This window comes from Nostoc cf. edaphicum LEGE 07299, from assembly GCF_015207245.1.
Taxonomy (GTDB): Bacteria; Cyanobacteriota; Cyanobacteriia; order Cyanobacteriales; family Nostocaceae; genus Nostoc; species Nostoc edaphicum_B.
In genome coordinates this window covers 1-12,012 of record NZ_JADEXF010000021.1, presented here as the reverse complement: position 1 = coordinate 12,012, position 12,012 = coordinate 1, and the positions used below count along the sequence as shown (strand labels likewise).

Here is a 12,012-nt window from a genome sequence, read left to right as displayed (position 1 = left end):
ATTACATATTACAAGCTGAATTTACTCAGACCGGAAAAATCCTTGAGGCTGAGATTCTACTAATTCCACACCAAAGACTTCTGCAAAAGATTGTGCTATGTAAAAACGCACTTCTTGGCAGGTGATACCTGGAATCCATTCGGCTAAACTGCCTACAGGTTTGTCAGAAATACCGCAAGGTACAATGCGCTCAAACCCTGTCATGTCTGGACAAACATTTAATGCAAAGCCGTGCATAGTAATCCAACGGCTGACTTTAATACCAATAGCTGCAACTTTTCGCCCTTGCAACCAAACGCCAGTAAAAGCCGGAATTCTTTCTCCTTGCAATCCATAAACTGCCAATACACGAATTATTACTTCTTCGAGTTGCCGTAAGTACCAATGAAGGTCTTTACGATAACGTTGCAGATTTAAAATTGGATAGCCCACCAGTTGACCGGGACAATGGTAAGTAACCTCGCCACCTCGTTCAACTCGATGCACATCATACTGATCTTTGTCAATATCAAATTTGAGAAAGTCTGAGTTGCTTCCTTGTCCCAAAGTGTAGACAGGAGGATGTTCTAGCAAAATTAACACATCATCTAGATTTGGGTCATGAATGCGCTCAGTGACGAGCGATCGCTGCCATCCATGAGCTTCCAAGTAAAGCATTAATCCTTGATTATACAGCAAACAAATATTTTTTTGTGGTTTTATACTATGGATCATGCCAAAATTCAACCGTATAAAGAACTAAATATATTTCAAGTTACAGGATTAGAATCAACAATTGTCAAGCTTTGCAAAGGATTTTAAAGGAAAGTCAAGGGAAGGTGCATTAGAAAATACAAAGTGCTAGCTTGAATATATAACCTCAATAGGTTTTAGGAGGAATTCTCTGCAATAAGCATTATGCCAAGACAATAAGGAAGAATGTACTGGCTGATGACTTTAATACCATTGTTTGCATTTCAAACAGAATCAAACTTCCACAAAGCCTTGTATTCTTGAACAACAGCAAGCAAACCTCAATCGAACACAGAAGGAGCAACTATCAACAGTTCTGTAAGCATTCCTTTAAAAGAAAAGGTAGTCATAGGAGCTACAATTAGATTTCCTCAACTCTTGAGTGCTAATTGGATATACAATTAGACATCAGCGCAGAGATGAGGAGGTAAATCAAGGGTATACTTGACAATTCCTCAGATGCAGCAAGTTGAGAGACAGCTTAACAGCAGTAGATACAATATAGTTCACAATTTGTTTTGGCGGGAGTAATAAACCTTACCGCAATTTCTTTTCATACAAAGCAAATTCACACATCTAAAATATTCAGCGGGAGAGTATTACATGAAGCTTGTCATCCACGGCAAAAATATTGAAATCACCGATGCGATTCGTGAGTATGTACATCAAAAAATTGAAAAAGCAGTTAGTCACTTTCAAAGCATTACAAATGAAGTGGATGTGCATCTTAGCGTCGCCCGGAATCCCCGAATTAATCCAAGACAAGCGGCTGAAGTAACTATTTATGCTAATGGTAGCGTTATTCGTGCCGAGGAAAGCAGCGAAAGCCTATATGCCAGCATTGACTTAGTTGCAGATAAAATTGCGCGTCAACTGCGGAAATATAAAGAACGGCGTCAAGACCACAAAACTCATGCTCAACCAACAGAAGTAGTTATTCCAGAGTCGATAGTAACAGATTTAATTGGCGATCGCACCGCCGAATTGCCCAACGAAGTCGTCCGCACCAAATATTTTTCTATGCCGCCGATGACTGTTGCAGAAGCCCTAGAACAACTGCAACTCGTGGGACACGACTTTTATATGTTCCACAATTCTGAAACTGGAGAGATTAATGTAATTTACGAACGTAACCACGGCGGTTATGGTGTCATTCATCCCCGCAATGCTAACGGACAGACTAACGGCAAAAATGGTAAGGCAAGCCACACTAATATAGTCATGCCGGAAAAGTCGCATTCGAGTAAATAGGGACTGGGGAATAGGGGGATGAGCCAGACGAGGGGAGCAGGAGAGAAGTTGCAATAAGTCTTTCTCCTCTGCACCTCTGCCTCTTCCAATCCCCATTCCCATATTGTCGCCCAGTCATTGCAGCAAATTCATCCATGACTTTCTGGCTGATATCTGCACAAGCTAGATAAGCTAAAACACATCTAAATTACATAATCACCCATCAATGTCGTCCTTTGTCCTTAGTCATTAGTCATTTGTATTTACAAAGGACAAGGGACAAATGACTAATGACAGTCTCCACCAGATAATGTGCAACTTGAATGCACACCAGCTTAATAGGGATTGACAGTTTATCTCTCTTGGAAGTAGACATCAGAGTTTTGTGTTGTACCGGGCAAAACAGAGAGGGCTTGCGCGGCTAGCGATCGCGCGGCAATATGAAAATACACAGTTGATTTTATCTGCCTGATGCATTGCAAGTTGATTGGTAACTTCAGTAATATTCAGGCGAGAAATTAAGACACTTCTAGAAAAGCTAATTCAAACTCGTTACCTTGATGCACTTCACAATTAGCTTGGTGACACTCTGGACATTCATTCAGTTTGCTAGTTGGGTGAAATTCAATGTTGCAATTCGAGCAATAACAAACAGCAGGAACATTCTCGACTTGTAGTTTGGCATCTTCCGCTATTGTTCCTTTTTTGGCAACATCAAAAGCAGACTCCAAAGAATCTGGTACTACATCAGATGCCTCACCTACTCGCATTTGTACTAAACGAATGTGTTGAGCGCCTTCGTCTTTAGCTCGTTTGACAGCAGCATCAAGAATATTTTGCATCATGCCAACTTCATGCATAATTCTTTCCTCGCAGTTTTGATTAAGTGGTTTATTTTATCAATTGCTATCTCTATTCCTTGTTCAGCAAGAGGTTATAGATTTTCAACGCAATCTCATTACCGTAACTAATTGTGATGCCTACGACGGGCGTTCGCGTAGCCTCTCGGAGAGAAGCCATCGCCTCCGGTAGAATATAACCCATCGCATTACAATTCATACTTTTTAGTTATCCAACCCTATTTTTAAGTTAGATACAAAATTTGAGGAACTTGTGAGGAAATATTTGAATTAAACAGTTTTTTCATTTTTCAAAATTGAGTATTAAAAATAGGTTAAACTGCATATATAAGCTGACAGAATATTAGTAACACTCCGCAACAAATCTTAATGTATAGTTTAAGAACAAGTAGGTTTTGTTGGCATATATTGGATGACATGAAGGAGGTAAAAATCATGCAAAAAGAATACATGGAGATTTTAGAATCATTAATTAATAAACTGACATTATCCGCAATATTAGAAATGTTAGAACGAATATGTCACAAAAAAGCGGAAAATCTGAGAACTCATTGGCAAGATGAGACTTCAGCAAAGCTTTGGGATAAAGCCGCTAGACAGATAGAACAGATAAATGTTGATGTCTGATTGAAGAAGTCAGAATCAATGGGTAAATAATTCAGAGTCGCTACGTAATTGTTGCACCCATCAAAAGCCTGAAAACTTAGTCAATTATCAACTATGGTTGAAGTTAAATAAATCTGCTAAAATCCGCGATCGCTGTAAAATCTAACAGAACTTCGCTAAGTGTCTCCAAATGAACTTGTAGGTTCATAGTATCTATGAAACTATTAATTGATGTCTGTTTCTCAATGAGTTTACGATATATTTGGTGCTGAACAATGTTCTTTATGTTGATGCCAATAACTCTGGTTACGGTATTAGAACTTAATCGCGGGTTTATAAGTTATCTCAATGCTCAACCCGTCGTTGGGGTAGTCGATCGCTACAAATGTATTAAGAACCAGAAAGTGCCACCGCTTACCATTGCCCAGGCAGACAAAGGTAAAACCTTTACAGTTGACAGTGGCAGTGTCATTGTCCTCAATCTAGCAGAAAATCCAAGCACGGGATACATCTGGGAGATAGAAAAAACCGATCCAGATGTGATTGAATTTCAGAATTCAACCTTTTATAGCAGCCCAACATATGGACGCACAGGTGTTGGTGGAAAACGAATATTTACCTTCAAAGCTAAAGCTACAGGGGTAGTTAGATTAAAACTCAAGGAATGGCAATCTTGGCAAGGCGATCGCTCGACCGACCAGCGATTTGATGTTACCCTCCAAATAAAATAGTAGTAGTCTATTAAGACTAAAGTTTATACCCTCATTGCATGACTCTGCTATCAATTGGTAGTGAAAAATCACGAGACCATTCATGCCAAGAGCCAAAATAATTTCTAGCAGAAATTCCTGCCTCTTCAAGGGCTATTAATGTATTCGCAGCCCTTGAACCTTTAAAGCAGTAAATGTACACAATTGACTCAGAAGTAATACCTACTGACTGACAAATTTCTCGGATTTCATCTGGCGATCGGAACGTGGAAATTTCCGATTCAGAATTCATTAGATGATGCCATTCTAACCATACAGCGTTAGGGATTCTACCTTTGCGAGGACAAAAATCAGGATGGTAAGGAGAAGAACTCAACCCAAGCCATTCGTTGCGATCGCGCACATCTAATTTAATGATTGCTGGATTGTCAATTGCTTGCAACATCTCACTGGTAGTAACCATTATGTCAGCATTGGGATGCAATCTAAATATGCTGCTTTCACGTAATGGTACTTCATCGGTAGTAGGTAATCCTTCTGTCAGCCATGCTGTATATCCTCCGTGTAAAATAGATACCTGAGCGCAACCCAAATATTTCAGTAAGAAAGCTGCTCGACAAGATTGACCATAACCTTTATTTAAAGCATCTTCATAAACAATTAACTGTTCTGCACCAGATATTCCTACCCTGCTCATGATTTCTGCAAAATACTCTTGCAATTCCTTTAATCCTGCTGGGGAGGAATTCTCTAAAAGATAGGTGAAAAAATCTCTAATATTTATGGATTGAGAAATATGAGAAATAGTATAATCTTCTTGACTTCGCGTATCGATAATGACAGTCTGTGATGATTTTTCTGCTAACAGTGACGTGAGTTTTTGGGGAGAAATGAGGAGTTTTGTATTCACGCTTTCATGCTTCTGTTATTGTACCATTAGGCATTATCGCCCTTGGTAGATTTGCATTTTGAAATGCAAATTACAGAAGAATGAATGTTGAATGTTACAAAAGAACTTTTGTGCCTATTGCCTGCCTAAAATAATCACTCTCGCCAAACCTCATTTAGAATATTTCCATCTATTCCAAAAGCCGATTGATTTTGATGCGTAAATTTATGCGTTTGCTGAGGAGCATACCTGCAAACATGAGGGCGTTCTGCAACCATAAACAGGCTGTATCACCTAGAAGTACAGCAGAAAAAGTAATAAAAATTACATAATCACTGCGTCTGATTTCGTGTAATTTTACGAAGCTTTCAAATCACATTACTTTGACAGGTCATCGGTTACTCTGTGGAAAAACATAATGTTCCACAAATATGACACCCCGTTCAAACCTGCATGGTCGTGTATTAGAGTACCTGATAACGGAAGTAATAATTAGAACTTACCCAGAGGTCAGCCTGACAATTAGAGCTAACAATGCTCAACTTAGAGATGTCAGCAAGTTAACAGAGTTAAATTTATTACTCTTAAATGAATTGAGACTAGCGGCTAATGCGCTGCTGCTACTGTGGTTGAATCCTCAATTTCATTTGTCCAAGCAACCATCAATCACGATAGATCGACTACCAGATCAGAATAAGTATGTTTAAAAGTCCATTACGTTATCCCGGCGGAAAGCAGAAGGCAATTCCTCAGATTGCTCACTATCTACCTCCTACATTTAAGGAATTTCGTGAACCTTTTGTTGGCGGTGGTTCTGTATTTTTTCATGTTTTACAGAAGTACCCCAGTATGCCTTGCTGGGTCAATGATCTAAACCTTGAACTCTACTACTTCTGGCATCAAGTCAAAACCAATCTACCAAAGCTAGTTGAGTCAGTCTGGAAAGTAAAAAATCAGACAACAGATGGACGTGCCTTATTTAAATCTCTCGCCGTCGCAGATACGAGTACCATGAGTCCACTAGAGCGGGGTGTACGGTTCTTTGTTCTTAACCGGATCAGCTTTTCAGGAACCATTGAGAGTGGCGGTTATAGTAGTGCTTCCTTCAAAGGTCGGTTTACAGACTCTTCGATTGAGCGACTAGCGGCTTTGAATGGTTGCTTTGTTAATACCCGTGTGAGTAACTTCGACTACAGCACCCTACTTACCGAACCGGGAGAAGATGTATTTATCTTTCTAGATCCACCTTATCTCAGCAAGACTAAATCTAAGCTTTATGGTAAGAAAGGTGATTTGCATACCTGTTTTGACCATTCTCGCTTTGCCAAACTGATGTCGGAGTGTTCACACAAATGGTTGATCACTTACGATAACTGTGAACAAGTGCGGCATCACTTTTCTTTTGCCTACATTTATGAATGGGAGTTGCAATACGGGATGAACAACTACAAACAGCAGAAGGCAGACAAAGGCAAGGAACTGTTTATTACCAACTATCCTGTTGAATCATACAATTTGCATCCAATCATGGAGGTTGTGTGAGAAGTTTAGTTCCCGCAATCTGTGGGGGGGAAATTGACGCAAGCGGATTCCTCCACGCGCAAGTTCTGGTTAAGCAGCAATTAAGCCAAATAAATACATTGCGTTTTTCGCGTAAGGGGTAAAGGTTTGAATGAATTCACCTTTTTCCCTTTTCCTAAACCGTATTGGAAGCCACTATCTCAGCTTGAATCTTTTCGATATTTTCTTCAGTATACACAGACGGCATAACGAGTAACAAATAAGCATTAGGGACGATGCAGCGTTGGATCAACTTTAAAACACGAGGAACATCAAGATTTTTAACACTCCTAAGTTGAAGTGTCACTAGCAAGAATATTATTACAAGTAGGTATTCCATTAGTAGAAACTACCCTGGAAAAATACTGTGAGGTTGGAGTAATGGATGAGCAGCATCGGTACTTGCAAATTGCCCTTGTTGTTGTTGGAATTGCTTTTCTCCTGGTCTATCCTTTGATGAAGATATGGCCATCGGGTTGGTCATGGCAACCAGGTCAATACGAATATGAACAGATGATCGTTGGTGTTTATGCGACGCTCGGTGTCTTTTTACTATGGGCTTCTCGAAAACCAGAAGCGCATCTCAGTTTAATCTGGTTCACCGTCTGGTCGAGTTTTGTTCATGGGCTGATCATGGCGGTACACGCAGTGATTGACCCTGTGGAACGTGGACACCTCTTCGGCGATGTTCCAGCATTGATTTTGGTAGCAATTGTCCTTGGTTTCTTTGCATCACGCGAAGTAGCGCCAGTGCATGAGTGAGCGCGGCATAATAAATCAAATGCAGTGGATAGAGGAAAATTCGTAAAGCTAGCATAACGCGGTTAAAATCAACCGCAGACTTCAAAGCGGCTTCTAAATCACATCTTCAACATCTAAAGTGATTTCTGACAAAAAATCTACCTAGGTTGACGAGTTTCGACACTTCGACTACGCTCAGTGCATCGCTTCGTTCAACTCTCGATTCTTTAGTTGGTTGAGCGAAGTCGAAACCAACGGCAGCGGTAGATTTACAGCTATTTTCAGGTAAATAGACCACGTGGTAAAGGCGCAAGGGCTTGCGTTCATAACACAGATGTGGTTCAAAGCAACACTGTGACATTTTTAGCATTACACTTTTGTTTCAATCTTCAATCCAGTCTTCACGACCTAACAGATCGATAATTTTATCTCTAAGTAAAAAGTCGTTTTCTTCTAGCTCAAGCTCAACACAAATCCAATCTCGACCAGGAATGTACTGACACAAAGCATAAATTGGCTGGTTACGTCTTACAAGTCCTTTGTGAATAAGTTGGCGCGCTTCTTCTTTAATAACTTCTAGGTCATATTTGACAGCAATATCCATAACTCTTCTCCCAGCTATTTAAGTTCTGCAAAACCAGAACAATTCATGCTTTGGCTTTACCTTAAACTTACCAAAAGAATTTGAGGAAATTGTGAAAAAGATAATAATGATACATAAGTTTATTCCTAGACAATCTTGACTTTAAAAGTATAATTTTTTACTTAAACTACTGCCTTTATTAGTCCTATGAAACTGAAGAGATAATCTTGCACTTCCTCACAAATTCCTCAAATTTTTTGCGTGTTTTTGTCTGTATCCTGTATAGACAAAGCTATAAGAGGGGAATCAATATAGAATCGAGAAAATACACTAAATTAACAATACCTTTGCCAAAATAAGTGCCTAGAAAAAGTTTGGCAAAAGTATTGTTTGCAGTAAAGCTTGCAGGTATGAAAAACTTAACTTCTAATTTGTCGCTGCGGTCAAACAATTCGTTGCTCTACATTTTTCGTGAAAGTCAATCAAAGCCAGTTCTGCAATGACTCAAACCTAGCAAATTCCGATTCTAGCTGCCATTGAATCCGCGCGCGATCGCTTTTGTTCAAAAAAGCACTGCACCCTTGAGAAACAGAGGTTTCACCAGGGGTATCGCTTGCACAAGCTGGAACCATTGTCTTAAACTCAGGCGACTTCCAGAGACTATTTCCCGAAGCGAAACTATATTCTAAGCCATTACGAGCCAGTCGCTTGAGGTCTTTATATCTCAGCCCATATCTCGTTGCTGCTAACAAATACTCATGACTCAAATCGATGCGGGAAATGCCTTCATCATCGGAAGCAAGAGTCATTGGTACTCCAGCCTTCCAATACTCCCTAAAAGGATGCTGATCTCCCTGGACATTCAAAATGACCTCATTACTGGTCAGGCAGATTTCGACCAACACGCCGCGTCGCCGCATTTGCTCCATCAACTCGAAAGGACGCTCCTCAAAAAAAATATCAACGCCATGTCCGATGCGAGATGCCTGTGCCACTTCTACAGCTTGCCGAATATGAAAACGTAAATCCTCGGTCGGAACCAACCCCAGGGTTAACTCTCCGGCATGGAGCGCGACCTTGACATTGGGATATTGGCGTTTAAAAAATTGCAGCATTTGCATTTGTAGGGTGTAGTCGCGCAGTGCAATCGGGTTGTCTTCTGGGGCGACAAGATTGATGCCAACTACCCGCGAATCCGATGAATCTAATGCAAAGGCATAAGCTAACTGAGCAAACACTTCAACGGGCGACTTTGTTCTTGTTGTTTGCTGCAAATAGCGCACCGTCACTGCACACCCAGGCTGTGCCGATGGAGTGCCGCAACCGAGTGTTTTTGAAACTTCGCGCTCCAACTGTGTAAATTGCTGGTTGCCGAGTGTCACTAGCTTAGTTAATCCTCGTTTGAGCAATTGACGGTGCATCTCTTGCAAATCTTTATTCCAACCAACTTCACGCCCTAGCTGTCGAACCTCACTGCCCTGAACGGTAAGCATTAACTCTAGATAGGTAATATGCTGCGAAGCTGCCCGATTTGCTACTGACGCGACCATATCATCCCGACGGCTCATAGAATCTGATATTGGCCCAAAACCACTAAAAGCCTCAAAAAATTGATCGTGTCCGGATTTTCCAGCAAATTGGAGGTTACGAGTAGACCAACGATTTATTAGGGAATCATAAACAGATGTTCGGTTTAACAATTCTGAGGCTGGAAAATAGCTACTGTCCTGACCGCAAGCCTTAGGTTCAACTAAAGCCCCCATCTTTGGATTCACACAATACCCATCGATGGCAGCCCACTCCAGATATTTTTCTGCGTACACAGCCCCGCTTAGATGACTGTGGATATCTCCTCCCTTCGGCATTCGCTGTACAAATGCTCGTAAAGCGGCTGGCTGCTTGCGATGAGCTTCAAACCAACTAGCAGTTTCAGCTTCACTCCGAGTCGAGGACTGCTGCGAATTAGATGGGACTTGGGCTACTACACTAAAGATAAAACAGCTAGAACTCGTTAATACTCCTAAAAACAAAGATAAGGGCGCTCGTCTATGCATATAGATTTATTTTTTTGTAAAACATGGCCAGTATGAATGTAGTTCTCATGCTGTTCAAAACCATCAACTATAAATTTTTAACTCACGACAATCCTGTAGGTCAACAGACTAATAAACACACTTCCAGTTTTCCTTCGACTCAATCCAAAGAGTCCAGTTTCAAATCAACCTTTATCAATACCTTTTGGGCGATGTCTACAACGAACTACGCCTATGCTTTCGCTATTTTATTGTCAAGTCAATCTCTATGATTAATAGGCGTGAGCTTTGGCATAATCTACACTGCTTACCAATCACGCACCACAGACTTACAACTTCAAAGCTAACCTACACTTGCCACTAACCTAAACTCCTTTGCAGTAAGGCTCACCATTAAAAATAGGGATATTTTACAAAAATATTTTTCAACGGTGATTTAAGTACAACATTTGGGAACAATCTATGGAACTCAGGTTTTTGTGTGTACTTAGGTGATTTCTAAGTATCTACAAAAAGAAGATAAACCTGCTTAAAATGCAGCCTGAGTTTCCCCAAAACAGAATAAATCACCTAACTTGTAATATCTATAAAAATGCTTAATTCTGAAATTCAAAAAAACCTTCGCCATAATTTTACTGTCAATGTTATTGAAAGTGGATTTTTTGGTTTTGGGAGTGGTTTTGCTTCATTTTTCACGATTCTTCCTTTATTTGTTAGTACTCTTACTGATTCTGCATTACTCATCGGTCTGATCCCAGCTATTCCACGCTTAGGCTGGCAACTACCTCAGCTATTAACAGCTAGTAAAGTAGCTCGTCTACAGTGTTACAAACCAACTGTAATGTTATTGACAATTCATCAGAAGCTTCCATTTTTGGGATTAGCATTGGTGGCTTTGTTACAACTAAAATTCAATCACCAAACTATCTTACTGTTGACATTTGCCATACTCATTTGGCAAGGACTAGGCGGTGGGTTTAGCGCTACTGCTTGGCAAAGTATGGTTGCTAAAATTGTTCCCTCCAAAAAGCTTGGTATTTTTTACGGTACTTTATCAGCATCTGGTAATCTGATGAGTGTTTGTGGTGCTGCGATCGCTGGTTTACTGCTTAAGGAAATTGCTCAACCATTTAACTTTGCTCTGTGTTTTTTGTGTGCCAGTTTTGCAATGGCTCTATCTTGGTTTTTTATGTCTAAAACACGAGAGCCAGTAAGCATCACACCATCAGCCTTTGAAAGTAGACGTGAATTTTGGGACAGTCTGATTGTGATTCTCCGCTCTGATGAGAATTTCCGTTGCTTTGTGATCGCACGTATGATCTCACAGTTAGCACTGATGCCACTTCCCTTCTATACACTCTATGCCGTACATCAATATGGGATGGGAGAAGCATCCATTGGGTTCATTACGACTCTATTGATGCTCACACAAACTATTGCTGGATTGGTTTTGGGTTGGTTAGGCGATCGCACCGGTTGCAAGTTGATTCTACAAATTGGTTGTGTAGCCTGTGCTTTCAGTTCGGTTTTAGCTTGTTTAGCATCAAATACCAACTGGTTTTACTTGGTATTTATAGCAGAGGGAATAGGTATGATAGCTCTGCAAAATATTGCTGCGGTAATGACCTTAGAGTTTGGAAACCAACACCAACGACCAGCCTATATTGGTCTTGGTAATACCCTTATTGCCCCTGCCAGCATCCTTGCTCCTCTACTAGGTGGATGGATAGTGGAGAATATTGACTATAAAACTACCTTCTTAGTAGCAGCTATCGGTGCATTAGTTACAGCACTGCTTTTGCAAGTGGGAGTAAGCAATCCACGCTATCTTGAACAGAATTTCAGTAACGATTCAGTTAATGTTTTGCCTGAGTAGTAAGCATTTGATATTAATTCGTAATCCGTAATCCGAATGCGCTAGCGTGCTGTAGGCTCATACACCTGTCACTAACACACCCCTACTGAAGAGTTGTTAATTAATCAAAAGCAGGAGGCAGAGGGAATATTTTTTATTAATAGTTATTTTTGCCAATCTACATTGTTTATCAACTAACCCAGCATTTTTATC

At 40.4% G+C, this 12,012-nt stretch carries 13 protein-coding genes; 7 read left to right on the top strand and 6 right to left on the bottom strand.

Annotated elements, in window-relative coordinates; genetic code table 11:
• Positions 1-21: 21 nt before the first annotated feature.
• On the bottom strand, positions 22-714 hold the full coding sequence (gene lipB, locus IQ229_RS01325) for a lipoyl(octanoyl) transferase LipB (protein ID WP_194040565.1): 693 nt from the start codon (positions 712-714) through the stop codon (positions 22-24).
• Between the two features lie 621 nt (positions 715-1,335).
• On the opposite strand from lipB, the gene hpf reads away from it, so the two are divergent.
• Positions 1,336-1,983, top strand: a complete 648-nt coding sequence (gene hpf, locus IQ229_RS01320) for a ribosome hibernation-promoting factor, HPF/YfiA family (RefSeq protein ID WP_194040563.1) — start codon at positions 1,336-1,338, stop codon at positions 1,981-1,983.
• A 497-nt stretch (positions 1,984-2,480) separates the two neighbouring features.
• Here hpf and hypA read toward each other — a convergent pair whose 3' ends face one another.
• The gene (gene hypA, locus IQ229_RS01315; RefSeq protein WP_194040561.1) at positions 2,481-2,822 is read right to left on the bottom strand and encodes a hydrogenase maturation nickel metallochaperone HypA; all 342 of its coding nucleotides are present in this window, start codon (positions 2,820-2,822) and stop codon (positions 2,481-2,483) included.
• A 435-nt stretch (positions 2,823-3,257) separates the two neighbouring features.
• Here hypA and IQ229_RS01310 point away from each other — a divergent pair, with 435 nt between their 5' ends.
• A complete protein-coding gene (locus IQ229_RS01310) occupies positions 3,258-3,449 on the top strand; it encodes a hypothetical protein (protein WP_099099305.1) in 192 nt (63 codons plus the stop codon).
• Positions 3,450-3,552: 103 nt separating this feature from the next.
• Here IQ229_RS01310 and IQ229_RS24775 read toward each other — a convergent pair whose 3' ends face one another.
• Positions 3,553-3,705, bottom strand: coding sequence for a DUF4351 domain-containing protein (locus tag IQ229_RS24775; protein WP_409339883.1), 153 nt, complete (start codon positions 3,703-3,705; stop codon positions 3,553-3,555).
• Between the two features lie 7 nt (positions 3,706-3,712).
• Between IQ229_RS24775 and IQ229_RS01300 the strand changes: the two genes are divergently transcribed.
• Complete coding sequence (locus IQ229_RS01300; RefSeq protein ID WP_228012980.1) at positions 3,713-4,159, top strand: protease inhibitor I42 family protein; 447 nt, start codon at positions 3,713-3,715, stop codon at positions 4,157-4,159.
• A gap of 31 nt (positions 4,160-4,190) precedes the next feature.
• On the opposite strand, the gene IQ229_RS01295 is transcribed toward IQ229_RS01300, so the two are convergent.
• The gene (locus IQ229_RS01295; RefSeq protein WP_194040557.1) at positions 4,191-5,048 is read right to left on the bottom strand and encodes a sulfurtransferase; all 858 of its coding nucleotides are present in this window, start codon (positions 5,046-5,048) and stop codon (positions 4,191-4,193) included.
• 410 nt (positions 5,049-5,458) lie between these two features.
• Between IQ229_RS01295 and IQ229_RS01290 the strand changes: the two genes are divergently transcribed.
• From IQ229_RS01290 to IQ229_RS01280, 3 genes are all read left to right on the top strand, one after another.
• Positions 5,459-5,734, top strand: coding sequence for a hypothetical protein (locus IQ229_RS01290; protein ID WP_194040556.1), 276 nt, complete (start codon positions 5,459-5,461; stop codon positions 5,732-5,734).
• On the top strand, positions 5,727-6,569 hold the full coding sequence (locus IQ229_RS01285) for a DNA adenine methylase (RefSeq protein ID WP_194040554.1): 843 nt from the start codon (positions 5,727-5,729) through the stop codon (positions 6,567-6,569). Before IQ229_RS01290 ends, IQ229_RS01285 begins: the two co-directional genes overlap by 8 nt.
• A 318-nt stretch (positions 6,570-6,887) precedes the next feature.
• Entirely contained in the window at positions 6,888-7,349 is a 462-nt protein-coding gene (locus IQ229_RS01280; protein ID WP_322743921.1) for a DUF6632 domain-containing protein, read from the top strand.
• Between the two features lie 361 nt (positions 7,350-7,710).
• On the opposite strand, the gene IQ229_RS01275 is transcribed toward IQ229_RS01280, so the two are convergent.
• Positions 7,711-7,932 (bottom strand): DUF4327 family protein, encoded by a 222-nt coding sequence (locus IQ229_RS01275; RefSeq protein ID WP_194040552.1) that lies wholly within the window; start codon positions 7,930-7,932, stop codon positions 7,711-7,713.
• A 461-nt stretch (positions 7,933-8,393) separates the two neighbouring features.
• Complete coding sequence (locus IQ229_RS01270) at positions 8,394-9,965, bottom strand: adenosine deaminase (RefSeq protein ID WP_194040550.1); 1,572 nt, start codon at positions 9,963-9,965, stop codon at positions 8,394-8,396.
• 571 nt (positions 9,966-10,536) lie between these two features.
• Between IQ229_RS01270 and IQ229_RS01265 the strand changes: the two genes are divergently transcribed.
• Complete coding sequence (locus IQ229_RS01265; RefSeq protein ID WP_194040548.1) at positions 10,537-11,820, top strand: MFS transporter; 1,284 nt, start codon at positions 10,537-10,539, stop codon at positions 11,818-11,820.
• Positions 11,821-12,012 lie beyond the last annotated feature (192 nt).